Source organism: Cupriavidus sp. 05L411 (assembly GCF_056398045.1).
Map to the genome: position 1 here is coordinate 199,404 of NZ_JBFTOQ010000009.1, position 19,446 is coordinate 218,849.

Consider the following 19,446-nt stretch of genomic DNA (forward strand, 5'->3'; position numbering starts at 1 on the left):
TCCGCAGACGCCGGGGAGCGCCGCGCCTATGCGGTGCTATCTCGGGGCATGTCAGGCGCGTGCGCGCGCGCCGTCGGTGCGTATCGTCTGCAAGCGGTGCAGCGTGATCTTGCGCACTTCGGCGCGGCTTTCTTCAATATGGCTGGACAGCAGCAGCACGGCCTGCTCCGCGCGCTGGCGCTGGATCTCGCGCAGGATGGCGGCGTGCTCGTCGTAGGTGGCGCTCACGCGCGCGGCGTAGGTGAAATCGAGCCGGCGGATGATGCGGATGCGTTCGGTCACCTGCCGGTGCACGCTGGCGATTTCGCGATTGCCCGCCGCCGCTACCAGTGCCGCGTGAAAGGCCTCATCGTGCTGCGCCACCAGGCGGCCGTCGTCCAGGCGCGCGTCCTGCGGCACCTGCCAGAACTGCGCAAGCTGGGCCAGCGCGCCGTGATCCACCGTGGGCGTGGCGTGCGTGCACAGCATGCGCACGGCGTTGACCTCGATCAGCTTGCGTAGCTCGTAGAGCTCGTCGAAACGTGTGAAATCCAGTGGCACCACCTCCCAGCCGCTGCGGAAATACACCTGCACCAGCGCATCGGATTGCAGCCGCAGCAGCGCCTCGCGCACCGGCGTGCGCGACACGCCCAGGCGCTGGGCGATCTCGCCTTCGGTGAAGCGGTCGCCGGGAAGCATCCGGAACTCGAAGATGTCGTCGCGCAGCTGCGCGTAGACCGCTTCGGCGCGCGAGACCACACGGACTTCGGCGCCGCTCATGCCGCGGCCCGCGCGAGCAATGCGGATGGCCTCGGGCATGCCGCCACGCCCACGGCCTCCAGCGCCTGGGCGGCGGCAAAGGCCAGGTCCTCGCGCCACGGCGGCGCGATCAGTTGCACGCCTAGCGGCAGGCCGTCGGGGCCGGCCAGCGGCACCGTGAGCACCGGCAGGCCGATGCACGAGATGGGCTGGGTCAGCAGGCCCAGGCTGGCGCGCGCTGGCAGCACCTGCCCGTTGATCTCGATGCTCTCCTGTCCGGCCAGCGGCGCCGCCACCGGCGTGGCCGGGGCGATCAGCAGCTCAGTGCGCGTGAAGGCGTCGAGCAGTTCCTGGCGAAAGGCCGCGCGCACTTGCTGTGCGCGCACATACCACGCGGCCGGCAGCACCAGTCCGGCGGCCAGGCGGTCGCGCGAGAGCGGCTCCATCTGCGCGTACTGGTGCCGCAGATGCTCGCGGTGCAGGTGCCCGCCCTCGGTGCCGGTGATGACGAAGGCGGCCGAGCGCGCGGCAGCCGCGCCCGGCAGATGGATCACGCCCGTGGCTTCAAGCGCATCGGCCACGCGCTGCGCGGCGGCGCGTGCATCGGCTCCGGCCATGTCATCGAAGTAGCCGCCCAGGCGTGCCGCGCGCACGCGTATCGGCGCCTGCCCGCTGACCGCTTCGAGCGGGCGGCGCGCACAGGCCGGATCCCGGGTGTCGGCGAACTGCAGCATATCGTAGGCCGCCGCGAGGTCCGCCACCGAGCGCGCGAAGGGGCCGACGTGGTCCAGGCTGTGCACGAACGGATAGCTGCCGCGGCGGGACAGCCGCCCATAGGTGGGCTTGAGCCCGAAGATGCCGGTGAGTGCCGCCGGCACGCGGATCGAGCCATTGGTGTCCGAGCCGAGCGACAGCGGGACCAGGCCCGCGGCCACCGCCGCCGCGCTGCCGCCGGAGGAGCCGCCCGCCACCCGGGCCAGGTCGTGCGGATTGCGGCAGGTGCCCCGATGCGCGTTCTCCGTGGTGAAGCCATAGGCGAACTCGTCCATGTTGAGCGCGCCCACCAGCACCGCGCCCGCCTCGCGCATGCGCGAAACCAGCACCGCGTCGCGCCGGGCCGGTGCGGCGCCGGCCAGCACGCGAGAGCCCGCCAGCGTGGTGAGGTCCGCCACGTCGAACAGGTTCTTCACCGCATAGGGCACGCCCGCCAGCGGCGGCAGCCGCGCGCCCTGGGCGCGCAGCGCATCGACGCGGCGCGCCTCGCCCAGCGCGCGCTCGCGCGTCACGGCGGTGAAGGCGTGCAGCAGCGGGTCGCAGGCCTCGATGCGCGCGAGCGTGGCGGTGGCCACATCCAGCGCGCTGCGCGCGCCGGTGTCGATGTCGCTGCGGATCGCCAGCGCGGATTCGAACACGGGATCGCGCGCGTTCATGGCCGGTACACCGGAGCCGGCTCGTCGTGCGCATCCAGCGGGTGCGTCAGCATGGGCGCCGCTACCGCGGCCACGCGCAGGAATTGTTCAATCACGCGCGCCTCGGCCTCCTTGGGCAGCTCCAGCCCGTGCAGCTTGAGCGCGCTGCGGGCGTAGTGCGCCAGCGTCTCGTCGCAAAGTTGGGTCATGGCGTTTCTCCGGGAATTCGCGGGTCTCAGGCTGCGGCCGTTGTGCCCTGCATGTATGCGATCTTGTATGCAAGCAATGGCTGTGCCACGTGCGGCGCGACGCGATGCACGGCGTGCGGCAGGATTCCACACGCCGCGTTGCACCGCTTGGGGGCGAGGGTGCAATGACCGGTGCGCATGCGCGGCGCGATTCACCGCGGCAGTGCGTGCGCCGCGTTGGCCTTGGTGCGCCCGTGTGCAGCACCTGCGCTTGCATGGACCATCTGGCGAAGCGTCCGGTGCCCAGTGCAGTGGCATGAACCTTGCGCGGAGCGCTTTGCCACGGGGGCGCGCGCGTGGTCATTCTGGTGATGCGCGCACCGATCCACACTGGTACGCGGCGACATTGCCTGATGTGTGCCTGAGGCGTGCCGGACGCGTCACCATCTAGTGCGCATGAACCTGCGGAGGTGCGATGCCGATCCTTCTTGTCGTGTTGGCGCTGCAGGGCCTCGTGCCGGGTGCTACGTCCTTTGCCGCGCTGGCGCGATACGACAACGCGCGCACCGCGGCTTGCGCGCGGCTGGACGGGCTTCCCTGACATCGTCCGGCGCTAGTGCCGTCCCGTCGCCGCATCCGTCCCCAAAAGTCCCCCCCAACCAATCCAGAATCCATAGGAGCGCAAATGAATCGCAGCGATATCACCGACCTGATCATCGAGGCCAAGGTCACCAAAGGCATCCGGTGGTCCGATGTGGCCGAGAAGGTCGGCAAGAGCAAGGAGTGGACGACCGCCGCGTGCCTGGGCCAGATGGCGTTCGAGGCGTCCGGCGCGCAGGCCGTGATGGAGATCTTCGGCTTGCCGCCGGAGGCCGAGCCGTGGCTGCGCACCGTGCCTTACAAGGGCTCGCTGCCAACTCCCGTGCCGACCGATCCGCTGATCTACCGCTTCTATGAACTGGTCAGCATCTACGGGACGACCTTCAAGGCGCTGATCCACGAAGAGTTTGGCGACGGCATCATGAGCGCGATCGATTTCCGCATGGACCTGCAGCGCGAGGCCGATCCGAATGGCGATCGCGTGAAGATCGAGATGTCGGGCAAGTTCCTGCCCTACAAAACCTACTGACCAAAACCTACTGACCAAAACCTACTGACCGGGGCTGGTACCCAGGCACTCAGGTGCTTTGCGCCACGCAGAAACGGGTACGCCCCCTGTTCCGGCCTGCTGGAAATCACGCAGAAACGGGTACGGAACGGCTTCTGTTGATCACGCAGAAACGGGTACGCTTTGTATTTGCGGCCCGCTTTTGCGCATGGATTTCGCGCTATGCCCCATACAGTTGCGCTGCTGTCATCCCTGCCGGCAGGCGCGTGAGCGGCAGCGGCGGCGGATGCAGCGGCAGGCGCAGCGCCTGGTAGGCGGCCTCGCTCGAAAGCCCGTAGGGTGCGGCGTCGGCATTGTCGAAGGCGTAGTACACCGCCTGCACGCCGGTCATGATCAACGCGGCCAGGCACATCGGGCACGGATGGCCGCTGGCGTACACCACGGCACCCTTGAGGCTCGGCCGGCCGAGCTTGCGGCACGCGGCGCGGATGGCCTGCATCTCCGCGTGCGTGGTGGGATCGAAGCTGTGCACGATGTCATTGACGCCAGTCGCCACCTGTTCGCCATCGAGCGTGAGCACCGCGCCAAAGGGGCGGCCGCCGCGCGCGCGATTGGCGTGTGCCAGGCGTACAGCTTCCCGCAGGTGTTGTTCATGGATAGACATGGGGGATCTCCGGAAGAGGGAGTGTGGCTAGAGCAGAAGCAGACAGCCCTTTACCGCACGCGGTGCGCGTAAATATGAAACTTTTCGCGCCAGGGTATTTGAAAAAAATGATATACAATGGCGACGCTGAATCCCGCCATTGCGCCTGCCCAGATCCTAGGCTGGCGTGCCAGGGCCGACCTGCAAGGTCACTACCAGCGACTGCAGCACGGACATCGGGATTGGCTTGGAAAAGACACGGATATGCCCGGGAATGCCGCCGCGGTCCGCAATGGCATGCTTGTCCAGCGAAGTCACCACGACGATGCGTGTGGCGGCAAACTCTTGCTGCGCGTCGATGGTCCTGCACAGGCGGAAGCCATCGATGCCAGGCATGATCAGATCCAGGAGGACAAGGTCGGGTTTGCTGCTGCCAATGAGCAGCAGCCCGTCGTATCCGTTCGTGGCCTCGAGTATTTCGACCGACGGGCTGAGGGTTTCCAGCGCCATGCGGTAAATCTGCAGCAGGTGCTCGTCGTCCTCCACCAGCAGTACGCGAAATGCCCTTCCCGCCGGAGCGGCTGCCGCCGTCGTGGGCGCGGCGGTCTGGCTGCGCTGGTCGGCCACCATGCGGTCGACCGAATCGGCCGGGATCCTGCGATGTCCGCCATCGGTTTTCCACGCGGGCAGCCGGCCATTTTCGACCCAGAGCTGGACCGTGCGCAGGGAGACGCCCAGCATCTCGGCAGCGGTCCTGGTGGAATAAAAGCGCAGATCGGTCATATGGCCTCTTCAACTGACGCAACGCGCGCCGGGCGAGGCTGCGGCGTTACGTATCGTATTGTTTTTCATTATTCTTCGGAAAGCTGCCTAAGCGCAACTTAATGCCAGGAAAACACGCAATTATGATAAAGCTTCGCTGAACCGTTGAAGTTAACGCTTCGCGATGCGCCTGGCCGGCTACGCCGGATATCCCGGGGCGATGGGCCAGTGCGAGCGGACTGGCGCAGCCGAATAGATCATACTGTGAAGTTTTGCCGCAAGCAGGCTGCCTTCAGGCAGCGGCACCCGGGGGGGTGCGCGGGGCGCACGCACGCGCGGACTAGTATCGAAGGCTGCGATTCACGGCTGTGATGAACAATATATTCGTTTTTTGGTAGCTTTCCCATGAGGCTGGAAATCTACCGACAGGCATTGCCAGGCGCGCATCGCTTCGCGAGACACCCGTTCTGGTCAGGCATTGTCATCGTGGTCTGCATCTGGTGCGCGCTCGCGGGCTTGGGGCTATGGGACCGTGCGGCCGAACTGCGGCACGTGCATGCCGGCCTGGCCCGCGTGGCTGGGCTGCTCGGCGAACATGCCGAGCGTACGCTGGCCGAGGCCGACCAGATCGCGTCGCTCGTTGGTGGCGCCGTGGCGGAGCGCGGGCCCGCGCTGCCGCTGGCGCATTGGAAGCGTGGCGGCTACCTTGCCGTCGCCCCCTTTCTCGAGGTATCCGTGCTCGACCGCGCCGGCAGGCTGCGCGCATCCACCAGCGCGGGCTTCGAGTCGGTGGACCTGAGCGATCGCCAGTATTTCCGCGTGCACGAGAGCCGTGCGCTGCCGTCGCTGTATGTCGGCATGCCCTTTGTCGGGCGTGTCAGCGGCCACTGGTCCATGCCATTGTCCCGAGGCATCGTGGGCGCCAAGGATGGCCGCTTCGCGGGCGTGGTGGTGGTGTCGCTCGACCCCGGCTACCTGTCGCAGGTCTACGCCAAGGCGGGCCTGGGGGACTCCGGCACCGTGCTGCTGGCCGGCACCGACGACTTCGTGGTGCGCGCGCGCTGGAGCCAGGAAAGCTGCCAGCCGGGCCAGGTGCTGTTGCCCGGCTCCGCATTGCGCGGGGCGCTGGCCGGCATGCAGGACAGCCTCATCACGGCAGTCGGCGGGTTGGATGGCGCCCGCCGCATCTACGCCATCCAGCGCCTTCCCGGGCGCAATCTCGCGGTGCTCGCCGGCATCAGCAGTGATGCGGCCCTTGCCAGCTATCACGACCGCTTGCGCGCGGGGATCGCGATCGCCGGCGTGGTCACCGTGCTGGTGATGTTCTTCCAGGTCAGGCAGTTCATCGCGGTCGGCCAGCTCGCCGCGCTGGCCGACCGCGAGACCGTGGTGCGCGATATCCTGGCCGAGAAGAAGCAGCATTTGCGCGGGCTGTTTCTGGCCATGCCCGATGGCGTGGCGGTGTTTGGCCGCGACCGTGTGATCGACGAGACCAATACCGCGCTATGCGAGCTGCTGGGCGTGCCGTTGTCGCGGCTGCGCGGCGCCACGCAGCGCGAGTTTGTCCATTGGCTTTACCGCGGCCGGCGTGCGGCGCGGCAGGCCTGCCGCGCCGAGCAGCTCCTGGCGGAGCTGGACCGGGCCGAGCCGGCCGGGGAGTTCGCCGGCATCGTCGAGTTCGACATGGCGGTGTCGCCCGCCTACGAGGTGCGCATCGTGCATGCGGCCAGCGGCGGCGGCCTGGTGCTGGTGCTGCGCGACGTGACGACGCAACTGCGCCATGACCGCATGAAATCCCATTTTGTCTCCGCGGCCGCGCATGAGCTCAAGGCGCCCGTGGCGGGCATTGCCGGCTATGCCGAACTGTTGAGTGCCGGTGTCGTGCCGGTGGAGCGGCGCAGCGGCATTTATCATGCCATCCACGCCCGTGCCGGCCAGATCAATGCGCTGTTGTCCGACCTGCTCGACCTGGCCCGCATCGAAGCCCGCAGCAGCGGCATGCTCGAGCGTGAACGCGTGGAGGTGGCCACGCTCGTGCGCGAGACGGTGGCGGGCGAGTTCGCCGAAGCGGGCAGGGTGCGCGTGATCGATGCCGGCGTGCCGCTGCACGTTTTGGCGGACCGCGCGCAATTGACACAGGCAGTACGCAACCTGATAGAAAATGCGCTGAAGTATTCTGACGGGAAAGACGAAGTTACCGTCACGGTCGAGCCGCTGCCGCTAGAGCAGGAAAAGGTCTCGGTCAGGGTGGAGGATCGGGGTATCGGCATGACGAAGGAAGAAGCGGGCATGGCGTTCGACAATTTTTACCGGGCCAACCGGCAGGGCAATGCAACGGGGAACGGCCTAGGCCTGGCGATCGTGCGCGAGATCGTGGCGGTGCATCAGGGGCAGATCACGCTTGCCAGTGAGATCGGCAAGGGCACCGTCGTCACCCTCAGCCTGCCGGCGGCAACATGAAGCGCTGGCTGCGGGGAGACGCGAGCCGCGCGGGGGCGCGGCGACCCGCCTTGCTGGCGGCCTTGCTTGCCACCGGCCTGGCGCTATGGCTGGTCGCGATGCTGGCCGCGCACGATGCGCGCGAGCGCGTGGAGCGTATGTCGTCGGCGGTGCGTGACAATCTGGAACTCGCGCTGGCCGACACGCTTGACATTGCCTACCAGGACCGCGCGCTGGTGGGAGCGCCCTGCCGCGGCGTGGCGCGCCAGTTGCAGGAGCAAGGTGCCTACACCGCCTATATCCGCGATGTGGTGCTGGTGGCGCGCGGCATGCGCTATTGCTCGGCGGTGCGCGGCGAGATCGCGACTCCCCTGGGCGAACTACTGAACTGGCAGCCCGGGTTGCAGTACCTCCTTGCCAAACCCCCTCGCGGCGGCAGCATGGCGCTTGCCGTGTTCTTGGGCACCGCCCCGGGCAGCGGCGTACTTGTCTGGGTGGAGGGGCGTTATCTGGCCGACATGGTGCAGTCGGCGGGCAAGCTGGGGTTTCCCGGTATCGAGATCGAGGTGGCGGGCACACGCTTCATGCTCAACGGCGGCGTTGGCGGCGAATTGGGCGGCGCGGGCGAGCATGCCGGTGCCCCAGCCCTGGTGCGGCGTGATGACGCCGGGCAGGGCGCGCATGGCATTGTCGATATCCGGCCACTGACGGGACACCCGATCACCGTCTTCGCGAGCGCGCCGCACAGCCTGGTGCTGCATGAGAGCCTCAAGTACATGGTGCTGCCACCGCTGGCCGCGGGCATCGCCGCGCTGGTGGTGCTGGGGCTGCAATCGCGCCGGGCGGCGCGCCGCTCCTTTGCCGCGGAGCTGCGGCGCGGGCTGCGCAACGGCGAGTTCGTGCCTTACTACCAACCGGTGGTCGATCTGGAAAGCGGGCTGTGCACGGGGGTGGAAGTGTTGGCACGCTGGGCGCACCCGCGGCGCGGCTTGCTCGAGCCGGAGCATTTCATCCCGGCCATCGAGCAACAGCATCTGGCGGTCGCGCTGACGCTGCACCTGATCCCCCGCGTGCTGCGCGATCTCGAGCCGCTGGCGTTGCCGCCGGCGTTCCATCTCGCCTTCAACGTCACCAGCGAGCACTTTGACGACGCGGGCTTCTGGGCTGAAGACTCGCCGCTATTCGCACTGCTGCGGGCCAACGTGACCCCGGTGCTGGAAATCACGGAGCGCGATGCTGTCTCGCTGGTGGAGCACCAGCGCAATGCGATCCAGCGCGCCAAGGCGCGCGGCATCAAGCTGGCGGTGGACGATTTCGGCACCGGCTACTGCGGGCTGGCCTACTTCAAGCAGTTCGAGGTGGACTTCCTCAAGCTCGATCGCATCTTTGTGCAGGCCGATCCTGGCGACAAGGTGAGCGGCCAGATTGTCGACGTCACCATCAACTTTGCTCATGCCCTGGATCTGGCTGTGGTGGCCGAAGGCATCGAATGCGAGGCGCAGCGCGCGTGGCTGGCGGGCAAAGGCGTGCGCCTGGGGCAGGGCTATTACTTCGCGCGCCCGCTGACGCGGGCCGGGCTATGCGAGTGGCTGCCCGCGCATCTCGAGCGCGGCGTGCCGGCTGCGTTGCCTGGCGGCAGCCTGGGTGTGCCGGAGTGCGTCTGATCGTGTTTCGCCGGACCGGTATATGCGCAAATATGAAACATTCTCCCTGTTTTTAACTGATAAAAATGATATAGAATCCGCGTGTAGCCTTACTTTCCCCGTCGGGCTATGCGCCTCCCTGCTGGATTCTTCTTGCCGGCCAGCGCCTCGTGTTCCTACGCGAGGCGCTCTTTTGACTTCCCGGTTGTTTTCCCTGTCTCCCCAGACGGCCGTGCCTCATTCGCGCGTCAATCCCGGACGCGTGCGCATTCGCGTGGGCATTCGTCCTACAGGGCTTACAGCCGCCACCTGACACGCAAAGCCGCCGCGACTGCCTAAGCTGATCTTGGCGCCCTCCTGTCCATGCATGTGGGCACGGCGCGGGCACGGCGAGATTGCTGGCCCGCCGCCGGAGGGCGATTCATTCCTGTACCGTCGCTAAAACTGGAGCTGACCATGAACAAGGATCAAGTGAAGGGCCGTATCGAGGAAGCCAAGGGCAAGGTGAAGGAAGTTGCCGGGAAGGTGACCGGCAGCGCCAGCACCGAGATCAAGGGCAAGGCGGAGCAGATCGCCGGCAAGACGCAGGCCGCCTATGGTGACGCCAAGGAAGACGCCAAGCGTACCCGCTAACGCGTGAGCGTAATGTCGCAATGGCGCAATGGAAAACGCCGCCGGTGCCCCGGGGCACGCGACCCAAGGGCACCGGCGGCGTTGCTGCATTCAGCGGCTCAGCTGAAGCACTCGTTGTAGAAGCGAGTGGCGGTGCCGACGGGACGAAACGTATACGGCAGCTCGGCGAGTGCCGCTGCGTCGAGCGAGCCGTATGGGATATCGAGGCCGAGGCCGCTGGCGTCAGTGACCGCCCGGTCTTTGCGCTGGGTGTCGTGCGTGGATTTGTGATGCGTGCTCATGTGCGTTCTCGCTGAGTCTGACTGGCGTGCCACGGGGTTATGCCTCGTAGCTGGCGCTGGTGAAATGGCGATCCGTGTGGCTGCCATCGGTACGGGCCATGTTAGCTAAACGCGCCGGAAAGATAATCCGGCCCTGGCAAAATACACTGTTGCGCAATCGCGTCCAATTGCGCGCTGGCCGAGGCGCCGCCAGCACGTGGCGCGGGGATCGGGCATGCACGGTGCCTTAGCCGTCCCATCCCGCATTCCTTTCCGGATTCCTTTTCCCCACCTCGATTCGCCAGCCTTATCGGTCTATATTTGGCTAGTGCGCGCGCATGCCGCGCTGCCTCGCTGCCGTGAGCGCGTGCTAGCACCGCTGCGGCACTGGCCTGCCCCGGCCCGACCGACCCACTGCAGGAGCCAGCCATGTCCCGCTTCCCGCCATTGCCGCCGTGCTTTGCCGATCGCCGCGAAGCCGGGATCTTTCTTGGACGGCACCTGGCGGAACGCGGCTTTGGCGCCGCCGCGGCTGGCGAGGCGCCACTGGTGCTGGCGCTGCCGCGCGGCGGTGTGCCGGTTGCCTTTGAGGTGGCGCGGATCCTCGATGGACGGCTCGATATCCTGCTGGTCCGCAAGATTGGCGCTCCCGGCTATCCGGAGCTCGCGCTGGGCGCGGTCGTGGAGGGCGACGCCGCCGGTAGTGCGCCGCTGACTGTGGCGAACGACGATCCCTGGACGCGCCGCGCACGTGACAGCGGTGCGTTCGATGCCGAGCGCGGCCGCCAGCTTGACGAGATCGGGCGCCGGCAGCAGCGCTATCGCGGGGGAGCGTCCGTGCCGGCGATGGCCGGGCGCACCGTGATCGTGGTGGACGACGGCGTGGCAACCGGTGCCACCATGCGCGCCGCGCTGGAAGGCGTGCGCCGGGCGCAGGCAAGGCGGGTGGTGGCGGCCGTGCCGGTTGCCTCCATCGAGGGCGAGGCCAGCTTGCGCGCGTCGGCGGACGAGGTGATCTGCCTGAACGTGCCAGCCAGCTTTGGCGCCGTGGGCGCGTTCTACCTGGATTTCAGGCAGACCACCGATGAGGAAGTGATGGCCTTGCTGCGCCAGTGTGCCTGCGGGCGCCCGGCTTGAGGTTGCGCTGCGCGCCTGCGCGGGCGCCTTTAGCGCTGCGCCGCCAGCCTGGCCTTCAGGTGCGGCACCAGCCCGCCGGCCTGCAGCAGGGCGCGCAGGAATTCGGGGATCGGCTCGCAAGCCACGCGGCTGCCATCGGGCAGCACCAGGCAAGCCTGCCCGAGTTCCAGCCGCGCCGCACCGCCATCCACCAAGCGCGTGGCGTCGTGACAGACCAGCACCGGCAGGCCCAGATTGATCGCGTTGCGGTAGAAAAGGCCAGCGAAAGACGGCGCGATCACCGCGGCCAGGCCGAGATGGCGCAGTGCCTGTGGCGCCTGCTCGCGCGAGGAACCCACGCCAAAGTTACGCCCGGCCACCAGCAGGTCGCCGGGGCGCACCGCGGCTGGAAACTCGGGGCGCAGCCCGGCCAGGCAGTGGCGGGCAATCTCTTCGACGCCGCCCTTCATATGGGTGCCGGGTGCCATCTGGTCGGTATCCACGTTGTCGCCAAAGCGCCAGATCCGGCCGCCAGGAAGGGGGGGGATGGGGGCTGGGCTCATGGCAGCAACCCGCGCGGGTCGGTGATGCTTCCGGTGACGGCGGACGCCGCCACGGTCAGCGGCGAAGCCAGCCAGACCGCGCTGCCGCTTTCGCCCATGCGACCGGCAAAGTTGCGCGCGGTCGAGGCGATGGCGCGGCTGTCGGCAGGAAAGCGGGAGGGACCATAGCCCGCGCACGCGTTGCACGCATTGGGCAGCAATTGCGCCCCGGCGTCCAGCAGGATGGCCAGCGTGCCCTCGCTTTCGGCCTGGCGCTGGTCGCGCAGCGAGGCGGGCGCCACCTGCAATGTGACCCCCGGCGCCACGCGCCGGCCGCGCAGCACGCTGGCAGCCATGCGCAGGTCTTCCAGCTTGGCGCCGGTGCAGGCGCCCAGGTAGGCGATGTCCACGCGCTGGCCGGCGGCCTGGTCGACCGGGCCGGTGTTGGCTGGCGAATGCGGCGCGGCCACCTGCGGCGCCAGTGCGGCTGCGTCGAAGCGGTGGCTCGCCAGCACCGGCGCACCGGGCTCGGTGCGCCAGTGAGAGAGCGCGATGGCGTCGAGCTTCGCGGCGGGCACGCCGGCCTGCGCCAGCCAGGCCCGCGTGGTGGCGTCGGGCGCGATCAGGCCGGTCTGTGCGCCAAGTTCGGCGCTCATGTTGGTCAGCGTCATGCGTTCCTGCATGGGCAGGGCCGTCACGGCCTCGCCGGTGTACTCGATGGCTTCATAGCGGCCGCCATCCAGTCCCAGCCGGCCGCACAGGAACAGCATGATGTCCTTGGCGCAAACCCCGGCCGAGAGCTTGCCGTCCCATTGCAGGCGGATGGTATGCGGCACGCGCAACCAGATCTCGCCGGTGGCCAGCACGCCGGCCATCTCGGTCGCGCCGATGCCGAACATATACGCCCCGAACGCGCCGCCGGTGGGGCTGTGGCTGTCGCCGCCCACGATGAAGCGTCCCGGCAGCACGTGGCCGTGTTCGGGCAATACCAGGTGGCAGATGCCTTCGCCGTCGATGAAGTTAGGCAGGCGTGCCTCGCGGACCCAGTCGCGGGTGAAGCGCACGATGGCCTCTGCCTCGGGATCAGCTGCGGGCAGGTAGTGATCGGTCACCACCACATAGCGCTCCGGGTCCCACACTTTGGCGCCCAGTTCGCGAAGCAGTGGCGCCACCCGGCGCGGGCCGCTGGAATCGTGCGACATGGCCAGGTCCACCCGGCACGTCACGATGGTGCCCGGCGTGACCCTCTCGAGGCCGGCAGCCCGCGCAACCAGCTTTTGCGCCAACGTGGCCGGCGTGTGGGCGGGCCCGGCGAGCGGTCTCATTCCGGCGTGGCTCCCGAATACTTGACCACCTTGGCCCAGCGCTTGATGTCATTGCGCACGAAGGCGGCAAAGGCCTCTGGCGAATTGCCGACCGGCTGCGCGCCGTCGAGCTCCAGGCGCTTGCGTACCGCGGGCGCCTCAAGGCCCCTCCGGGCAGCCTGGTAAAGCGCCTGCAAGACGTCCGGTGGCAGGCCAGCGGGGCCGAACAGGCCGAACCAGGCGCTGGACTCGAACCCCTTGACGGTGGCGCCGATCGGCGCGACGCCAGGGAACTGCGGCAGCGGCGCCGGGCTGGTGACGCCAAGCACCTTGAGTTTCCCGGTCCTGACATGCGGGAGCACGTTGAAGGTACTGGCGAACATCAGGTCGACCTGGCCCGAGAGCAGGTCGGTAATGGCCGGCGCGGTCCCCTTGTAGGGGATGTTGACGATGTAGGTGCCCGTCATCATCTTGAACATGTCGCCGGCCAGATGCACGGAGGAACCCACCGAGCCGATCGCAAAATTCAGCTTGCCGGGCTTGCTCTTGGCCAGCTGGATCAATTCCGGGATGTTATTCGCGGGCAGGCTCGGTGTGGCAACCAGCACGCTGGGGACGGTCGCCACCAGCGTGATCGGCGTGAAATCCTGGACCGGGTCGAAGGGCAGCTTCTTGTACAGCGTGGCGTTGATGGTGTGGCTGGTGAAGCTCATCAGCAAGGTAGTGCCGTCCGGCGCGCTCTTGGCGACCAGGTCGGCGGCGATATTGCCGCCGGCACCCGGGCGGTTTTCCACCAGCACGGGCTGGTCCAGCTCCCGGGACATCTCCTGGGCGATGGTGCGCGCCAGCGTGTCCGTGGTGCCCCCGGCGGGCGCCCCCACCAGGATGCGGATGGGTTTGCGCCCGGCCACCTGGGCGCGCGCCGACGGCGCCTGCGCAAGCAAGCCAAGGCTGGCGGCGAGCAGCCCGCGCATTGCCTTGCGGCGCGAGGGGCGTGTGAGCGCTTGGGAGAGTGGTCGGCCCATGCGGGGAGCAGGCATCGCGGTTTCCTTCCAGGAAGATCGTGAGCGTGCAGTATCGCTTGCTTTCCTTACTCGCGCAGCCCCGTTCGTGCTTCGCTCTCCACCCACACGTTGGCACTGTCGCCACCGGCGGGAGAGAGTTCCATGCGGTATTCGTAGCGGTCCGGACGGTATTGGCCAAGCAGGAATTGCACCGGGCGACCAGCCTTGTCCAGCACCACGCGGCGCACCGCCAGCAGCGCACCGCCCACTGGCACGTCCAGCAACGGCGCCACCACCACGTCGGCCAGCCGGGCCGAGAGCGTCTGGCTGGCGCGCCCAAGTTTCACGCCCGCGGCCTCGAGCAGGCGCAGCATCGGCGTGATCTCGAGATCCTTGCGGTTCAGGCCGCGGCCGAGGTCGGCCGGCAGATACGCTGTGATGTGCGACAGCGGGCGGCTGCCGTAGTGACGCACGCGTACCACCTTGACCACCGGGTCGCCTGGCTGCAGGCCAAGCGCTTCGGCGACTTCCGGAGTGGCATGCACATCGTCGATCGAGATCACCTTGACCGAGGTCTTCTGACCCATGTCGATGATGTTGTCGAGCAGGCTGCCGGGCCGGTCGCCGAGCGTGACCGGCTTGATCGGATGCGGGTTGACGAAGGTGCCAAGGCCACGGTGACGGCGCACCAGACCCTCCTGCACCAGGCGATCGAACACGCGCCGCATGGTCACGCGCGAGGCGTGAAACTGCTTGGCGAGGTCGATTTCACCGGGCAAGGGGCCTTGACCAAAACGGCCTTCCACGATCTGTTGGCGTAGTACCACGTAAATCTGGTGATACAGGGGAACGACGGCTTCACTCATGGTTTCCCTTGTGATTGGGCGACAGGTTTGAATTAGCCTTAATGTACTTTAAATCAGACATAGAGCCTAGTCATGTTGCCAGATGTTGCTTATTAGTTACTTTGACGGTGCGAAGGCGTTGCGCGCGCGCACCGCATAGGCAGCATGCAGCGCAATTTCCATACATGAAAGCCGCTGCGCGGCAGGGCAACGCATGCCGTGCCGGACTGCAACGCCGGGTGTCATCCGAAGGGTTGAGACCCGTCGCGAGCGGCGACCAGTGCACCGGCAGCGAGGCGTGTTTCACTCGCGATACAGCGCCTGCGGCCGAGGGTTTTCCTTTGGAACCTCGCTAAAGGCCTGATAGCAGGGGATTTTCGGCTGTCCCGGGGAAAGCCTGGCCATGCAGTGCGTCCGGCGGTGTCACAGCTGTGTGACATGTCGTGTGCGGTTCACAGCGGCGGCGCCCGCGCCCGTCCTCAGGAAGCTAGAGAAAGGCTGATTGGATGGCTTTTTAGCCCTTGTGTTTCAAGGGATTACGGGATTTGAGCCACTCCCTGGCACTGATTATGCGCAATGAGAGGCTGGTTTGGCGGAATGCCGGACCTGAGCCTTTAGCCGGCGTTCTCCCCGAGTGCCGGAGCGAGGCTGAGCCGCTGTGACATCCTCCTGGGAGCTTTGTATGAAAAAGACCTTACTTGCGTCGGCGATTGCTTTAGCCCTTGGGGCTGGCGGTCAGGCCTGGGCCAATCCGACGAACAACAATAGCGCGAAATCAGATGGCAGCAACACACAAACAGCCACTGCAACTTCAACTCAGTCTGGTAGTGGCGCTGCGGCAAACGAGAACTCCACGGCGTGGCAGGATTCCAGCACTCACACCAAGGTAGACACCAAGACCTCGACCAAGAACACCACCGTTACCAAGACCAACGCCGATAACAAGGGCAAGGTCACCTTCGACGCTGGCTATGGCAACGCTGGCGCGAACAACGGCAGCACGGCCACCGCCAACTTCACCAACTCCTTCAACAGTAGCAAGGCCATCGCAATCAGCAAGCTATCTGGCTCGGTGAGCGGTATCTCGATCGGCAATATCGGCAACGTTGCCACCAACAACGGCAACGCGAATGGCGGCGCCGGTGGCAAGGGCGGCGCTGGTTACGGCGGCACCGGCAAGGGCGGCACGGGTGGCAATGGCGGCAACAGCGGCAATGGCGGCAACGGCGGCAGCGGCGGTTCGGCTACCAACGGCAGCGCCACGGCAGGCTATGCCTCCAACGGCAGCGCCAATGCAGGCGACGGCGGCAATGGCGGCAAGGCCATTGGTTGGGGCGGCGATGGCGGCAACGCCAAGGCGTCTGGTGGCGATTCGCTCGCTGGCAGTGCTGGCCTGGGTGGCAAGGGCGGCAGTGTTTACAGTGACGGCGGCGGCGCGCTCGGCGCGGCAAAGACGGGCAGCGGCGGCAAGGGCGGTAGCGCCGGTAGTGATGGCGGTGGCGCGCTTGCGGCAAGCGTTGGCGTCGGTGGCGACAGCAGAGCCAGGGGCAACAATGGAAGTGGTGGCAACGGCAGTGCCGGTACGGCTACTGCGACCGGTGGCGCCGCATCGGCATCGGGTGGCGCTGGTGGCTCCAGTGGCGCTGGCACGGCTGTGGCTACCGGCGGTGCAGCCGGCGGCACGGGCGGCGCAGGCGGTTCGGGTAGCGGCGGCGCGGCGACCTCTACTGCTGGCGCAGCCACTGGTACGGGCGGCGCGGGCGGTGCCCAAACCAGCGTGGCCGGTAACGGCGGTGCAGGCGGCAGCGCGACCAATGGCGGCGCATCGACCATGGCCAGCAACGGCAGCGCAACGGCCGGCAACGGCGCGGTTGGCGCGGCATCCGGCGCCGGTGGCGCTGGTGGCGTGGGCATGGGCGGCACCGGTGGCACTGGCAATGGCGCAGTGGGTGGAGCCGGCGGCGCCGGCGGTAGCAACTCTGTCAATGCTGGCACCTTCAATATGTCCAACACCATGACCAGCGTCGGTCAGTCGGCAGCGGGCATCATGATCGCCAACCAAAACAGCGGCTTCGCTTCGCTGGTGCAACAAAGCGTCAACGTCCAGGCCAACCTGGCGGTCGGCAAGTAAGGCAAGTGCGTGGCGGTGGCGTGCGCAGCGGGTGGATGGCCCGCGCGCACGTCCCGCCGGCACGGCTTGACTCCGGCAACTTAGGGCATTCCGGCGCGTTGTACGTGTACGGGATGCCCATTCGACGAAGAGTCCACTCGTCTCTTGTGTGAGCGTCAGGATGGAGACGCCATACGGAAGGCTGAAGGAGACACCAATGCGATCGGTCCGCTCCGCTGTCATCGCGATGGCGACAGCAATCCTGGTTTGGCCTGGCCTGCAGGCCTACGCCGAGCCGCAGCCCGCCGGGCCATCTGCCGCAGTGCCTGCGGTCAACACCGGAACCGTCACGGAGCACAGCGCGGCGGCCCCGGACCAAACGCCTCCCGCGACCGCGCGTGAGCGCGGCGTTCTCGCCGGTTTCGGCAAGCCTGTCGGCAGCGACAAACTGCAGGATATCCGTGGCGGCTCCGAGCTCGTGGTCAATGACATGCGTCTGGCCGGCACGGTAGCAGACAACAGCGCCAACCGTGTGATCAGCGGCTCCAACAGCATTGCCGAAGGGTCTTTCGCCAGTGCCGCGGGTTTGCCGACCGTGATCCAGAACACGGGTTCCAATGTGCTGATCCAGAACGCGACCATCATTAACGTCCAGTTCAAGCCATGACGTTGCGCAAGCTGCTTTTGCAGGCCGCGCTGCTGCTGGCTTCGGCCAGCGCACCGCTGGCCTGGGCCGACTATGCCGTCGTCACGGGTGACGGCGGCAATTATTACAGCGTGCGGGTGACCAGCCTCAAGGAGGCGCGGTACAAGACCACCATTCGCCAGCAATACGACTTCAGTTGCGGCTCCGCCGCCGTGGCGACACTGCTTACCTACCAGTACGGCTATCCGGTGAGCGAGCAGACGGTGTTCCAGAACATGTACGTCAACGGCGACCAAGCCAAGATCCGGCAGGAGGGCTTCTCGCTGCTGGATATGAAACGCTTTCTGGAGTCGCGCGGCTTCCTGGCCGACGGCTATGAGTTGCCGCTTTCCAAGCTGGAGGAAACCCAGATCCCGGCCATCGTGCTGGTGATCGAGAACGGCTACCACCATTTCGTCGTGGTCAAGGGCGTGCATGGCAACCGCGTGCTGGTCGGAGATCCGGCGCTGGGCACGCGCGCGCTGTCGCGCGAGCACTTCGAGCAGATCTGGGACAGCCATTTGCTGTTCGTGATTCACAACCGCGAGGAATCGGCGCGGTTCAATCTCGCAGCCGACTGGCGCATAGCTCCAAGCGGCCCTTATTCGATGGGCATCAACCGGGATAGTCTGTACTTCACCGTCATGCCTTCGCATGGCGGTAGCGACTTCTAAGGAACGTACCATGTTCCAGACATCCTCAAAGCCAGCACAGCGCCGCCGCGGCGGGGCCGGTTCGGCCACCGCAGTGGTGTTGCTGGGCGCTGGCCTGGCCTGCGCCGGGCAAGCGCGGGCCGACGAAGGCACCGGGATCGAAGCGTTCGACTTGCATAGCGCATCCGGACCCGCCGGCCTTGCCGTAGCGCCGGCCGTGCCAGAGCAAACCGATAACCGAACTGATAACCCTTACCTGGCTGCCGCGCTCGGCAGCATGGCCGGTCGGACGCCGGCCCAGCAAGAACCCATTGCGGCGCCCCTGGCGGAGCACCCCGCCGAAGTCGCGCTGGATCCCACGACAGATAGCAGCGGCACGCTCGAGGCCGCATCCGGGCGATCCGAGCCATCCGGTCCATCGGATACCACGGATCTCCAGGCCGCGGCACCACCGGCGGCGGCGCGGGCAGACACGGTTGCCTGGAAGCCGGTGGCGGACAAACACCTGCAAGATCTGCGCGGCGGCTTTGCCGCAGCCGCGCGGCCGGCCGCCGAGGCGTCCGGCGACCCCGCCGTCGCGGGGCCTGACGCCGCGCGCGCGCAACCACCGGCACCGCAAGTGCACGCGGCTCGCACCACCATGGCGAGCTGGAAACCCGTGGCGCAGGAGCGCCTGGATGACCTGCGTGGCGGCTTCGACGTTGGCAGCGGGCTGCAGGTTTCGTTCGGTATCGAACGCTCCGTGCTCATCAACGGGGCATTGGTGGTGTCAACCAGTCTTACTATTCCCGATGTAAGCCGCATCACCGCCGATCAGGCGACACGGTTGGCCGCGGCACTCGGTATAGCGACCGGCGCCGGGGCCGCGGCGGCCACGGCCGTGGGCAACGCGCTGGCTTCCAATCCCGTGACAGCCGGCACCAGCGGGGCCAACGGCAGCAGCGCAGCAGGAGGCAGCAGTAGCAGTACCGGCACCAGTGCCAGCGCCAGCGCGGGCACCGTGGTGACCAGCCTGCCGGCGACAGCGATCGCGGCGGCCGGTGCCGCGGTAACTACCAACGGCGTCCTGAGCCTGATACAGAACGGGCCAGGCAATAGCGCCGCGGCGAGCATGCTGGCCGGTGCGCCGGTGACGGTGATTCAGAACACGTTGAACAATCAGTCGATCCAGAACTTGGTGACCATCAACGCAGGGGTTAACACCTTGCAGGCATTCCGCGCCCAGGTGGCCAACGCGACGTTGAACAGTGCATTGCTCAGTGCAGCCGGCAGGCATTGAAGACGGGCGACTGGCAGCAAGTTGCGCAAAGAGAGAGGCAGTACGGGTTAAGCAGGTTGCGGACTCCTGTACAGAGTAGTCCGCC

At 67.1% G+C, this 19,446-nt stretch carries 20 protein-coding genes; 10 read left to right on the forward strand and 10 right to left on the reverse strand.

Annotation, left to right across the window (positions count from 1 at the left end):
• Positions 1 to 51: 51 nt before the first annotated feature.
• Genes AC1DQR_RS13710 through AC1DQR_RS13720 form a run of 3 tightly spaced genes read right to left on the reverse strand, consistent with a single transcriptional unit; the run spans position 52 to position 2,356 of the window.
• The gene (locus AC1DQR_RS13710) at positions 52 to 798 is read right to left on the reverse strand and encodes a GntR family transcriptional regulator (protein WP_416051281.1); all 747 of its coding nucleotides are present in this window, start codon (positions 796 to 798) and stop codon (positions 52 to 54) included.
• Positions 756 to 2,168: an AtzE family amidohydrolase gene (locus AC1DQR_RS13715; RefSeq protein ID WP_416051280.1), complete on the reverse strand. Its 1,413-nt coding sequence runs from the start codon at positions 2,166 to 2,168 to the stop codon at positions 756 to 758. Before AC1DQR_RS13715 ends, AC1DQR_RS13710 begins: the two co-directional genes overlap by 43 nt.
• Complete coding sequence (locus AC1DQR_RS13720) at positions 2,165 to 2,356, reverse strand: DUF4089 domain-containing protein (RefSeq protein ID WP_416051279.1); 192 nt, start codon at positions 2,354 to 2,356, stop codon at positions 2,165 to 2,167. Before AC1DQR_RS13720 ends, AC1DQR_RS13715 begins: the two co-directional genes overlap by 4 nt.
• A 454-nt stretch (positions 2,357 to 2,810) precedes the next feature.
• Between AC1DQR_RS13720 and AC1DQR_RS13725 the strand changes: the two genes are divergently transcribed.
• Positions 2,811 to 2,936 (forward strand): hypothetical protein, encoded by a 126-nt coding sequence (locus AC1DQR_RS13725; protein ID WP_416051278.1) that lies wholly within the window; start codon positions 2,811 to 2,813, stop codon positions 2,934 to 2,936.
• 84 nt (positions 2,937 to 3,020) lie between these two features.
• On the forward strand, positions 3,021 to 3,464 hold the full coding sequence (cynS, locus tag AC1DQR_RS13730; protein WP_416051277.1) for a cyanase: 444 nt from the start codon (positions 3,021 to 3,023) through the stop codon (positions 3,462 to 3,464).
• Positions 3,465 to 3,663: 199 nt separating this feature from the next.
• Here the strand turns inward: cynS and AC1DQR_RS13735 are convergent, their stop codons facing one another.
• Together AC1DQR_RS13735 and AC1DQR_RS13740 are read right to left on the reverse strand one after the other, a co-directional pair.
• Positions 3,664 to 4,107 carry a nucleoside deaminase gene (locus AC1DQR_RS13735; RefSeq protein WP_416051276.1) on the reverse strand — a complete coding sequence of 148 codons (444 nt, stop codon included), beginning with the start codon at positions 4,105 to 4,107 and terminating at the stop codon, positions 3,664 to 3,666.
• Positions 4,108 to 4,263: 156 nt separating this feature from the next.
• Positions 4,264 to 4,869: a response regulator gene (locus AC1DQR_RS13740; protein ID WP_416051275.1), complete on the reverse strand. Its 606-nt coding sequence runs from the start codon at positions 4,867 to 4,869 to the stop codon at positions 4,264 to 4,266.
• 384 nt (positions 4,870 to 5,253) lie between these two features.
• Here AC1DQR_RS13740 and AC1DQR_RS13745 point away from each other — a divergent pair, with 384 nt between their 5' ends.
• The 3 genes from AC1DQR_RS13745 to AC1DQR_RS13755 all read left to right on the forward strand — a co-directional run bounded on the left by AC1DQR_RS13745 (position 5,254) and on the right by AC1DQR_RS13755 (position 9,563).
• A complete protein-coding gene (locus AC1DQR_RS13745) occupies positions 5,254 to 7,308 on the forward strand; it encodes an ATP-binding protein (protein WP_416051274.1) in 2,055 nt (684 codons plus the stop codon).
• Positions 7,305 to 8,951, forward strand: a complete 1,647-nt coding sequence (locus tag AC1DQR_RS13750) for an EAL domain-containing protein (RefSeq protein ID WP_477133155.1) — start codon at positions 7,305 to 7,307, stop codon at positions 8,949 to 8,951. Before AC1DQR_RS13745 ends, AC1DQR_RS13750 begins: the two co-directional genes overlap by 4 nt.
• Before the next feature lie 435 nt (positions 8,952 to 9,386).
• Positions 9,387 to 9,563 (forward strand): CsbD family protein, encoded by a 177-nt coding sequence (locus AC1DQR_RS13755; RefSeq protein ID WP_253928550.1) that lies wholly within the window; start codon positions 9,387 to 9,389, stop codon positions 9,561 to 9,563.
• A gap of 98 nt (positions 9,564 to 9,661) precedes the next feature.
• Here AC1DQR_RS13755 and AC1DQR_RS13760 read toward each other — a convergent pair whose 3' ends face one another.
• Positions 9,662 to 9,844 carry a hypothetical protein gene (locus AC1DQR_RS13760; RefSeq protein ID WP_043352698.1) on the reverse strand — a complete coding sequence of 61 codons (183 nt, stop codon included), beginning with the start codon at positions 9,842 to 9,844 and terminating at the stop codon, positions 9,662 to 9,664.
• A 408-nt stretch (positions 9,845 to 10,252) separates the two neighbouring features.
• Here AC1DQR_RS13760 and AC1DQR_RS13765 point away from each other — a divergent pair, with 408 nt between their 5' ends.
• Positions 10,253 to 10,960 carry a phosphoribosyltransferase gene (locus AC1DQR_RS13765; protein WP_416051272.1) on the forward strand — a complete coding sequence of 236 codons (708 nt, stop codon included), beginning with the start codon at positions 10,253 to 10,255 and terminating at the stop codon, positions 10,958 to 10,960.
• Positions 10,961 to 10,989: 29 nt separating this feature from the next.
• Here AC1DQR_RS13765 and AC1DQR_RS13770 read toward each other — a convergent pair whose 3' ends face one another.
• From AC1DQR_RS13770 to AC1DQR_RS13785, 4 genes are read right to left on the reverse strand one after another with little or no spacing between them, the layout of a single operon-like run.
• Positions 10,990 to 11,502 (reverse strand): LeuD/DmdB family oxidoreductase small subunit, encoded by a 513-nt coding sequence (locus tag AC1DQR_RS13770; RefSeq protein ID WP_477133156.1) that lies wholly within the window; start codon positions 11,500 to 11,502, stop codon positions 10,990 to 10,992.
• A complete protein-coding gene (locus AC1DQR_RS13775) occupies positions 11,499 to 12,806 on the reverse strand; it encodes a 3-isopropylmalate dehydratase large subunit (RefSeq protein WP_416051271.1) in 1,308 nt (435 codons plus the stop codon). Before AC1DQR_RS13775 ends, AC1DQR_RS13770 begins: the two co-directional genes overlap by 4 nt.
• Positions 12,803 to 13,825 carry a tripartite tricarboxylate transporter substrate binding protein gene (locus AC1DQR_RS13780; RefSeq protein ID WP_416051270.1) on the reverse strand — a complete coding sequence of 341 codons (1,023 nt, stop codon included), beginning with the start codon at positions 13,823 to 13,825 and terminating at the stop codon, positions 12,803 to 12,805. Before AC1DQR_RS13780 ends, AC1DQR_RS13775 begins: the two co-directional genes overlap by 4 nt.
• A 50-nt stretch (positions 13,826 to 13,875) precedes the next feature.
• Positions 13,876 to 14,655 (reverse strand): GntR family transcriptional regulator, encoded by a 780-nt coding sequence (locus AC1DQR_RS13785; protein ID WP_174426170.1) that lies wholly within the window; start codon positions 14,653 to 14,655, stop codon positions 13,876 to 13,878.
• A 661-nt stretch (positions 14,656 to 15,316) separates the two neighbouring features.
• Here AC1DQR_RS13785 and AC1DQR_RS13790 point away from each other — a divergent pair.
• The 4 genes from AC1DQR_RS13790 (at position 15,317) to AC1DQR_RS13805 (ending at position 19,361) form a co-directional block, all read left to right on the forward strand.
• Positions 15,317 to 16,765 (forward strand): hypothetical protein, encoded by a 1,449-nt coding sequence (locus AC1DQR_RS13790; protein WP_416051269.1) that lies wholly within the window; start codon positions 15,317 to 15,319, stop codon positions 16,763 to 16,765.
• Between the two features lie 196 nt (positions 16,766 to 16,961).
• The gene (locus AC1DQR_RS13795) at positions 16,962 to 17,411 is read left to right on the forward strand and encodes a hypothetical protein (RefSeq protein WP_416051268.1); all 450 of its coding nucleotides are present in this window, start codon (positions 16,962 to 16,964) and stop codon (positions 17,409 to 17,411) included.
• Positions 17,408 to 18,103, forward strand: a complete 696-nt coding sequence (locus AC1DQR_RS13800) for a C39 family peptidase (RefSeq protein WP_150986442.1) — start codon at positions 17,408 to 17,410, stop codon at positions 18,101 to 18,103. Before AC1DQR_RS13795 ends, AC1DQR_RS13800 begins: the two co-directional genes overlap by 4 nt.
• Positions 18,104 to 18,113: 10 nt before the next feature.
• Positions 18,114 to 19,361: a hypothetical protein gene (locus tag AC1DQR_RS13805; RefSeq protein ID WP_416051267.1), complete on the forward strand. Its 1,248-nt coding sequence runs from the start codon at positions 18,114 to 18,116 to the stop codon at positions 19,359 to 19,361.
• The last annotated feature ends 85 nt before the right edge of the window (positions 19,362 to 19,446 follow it).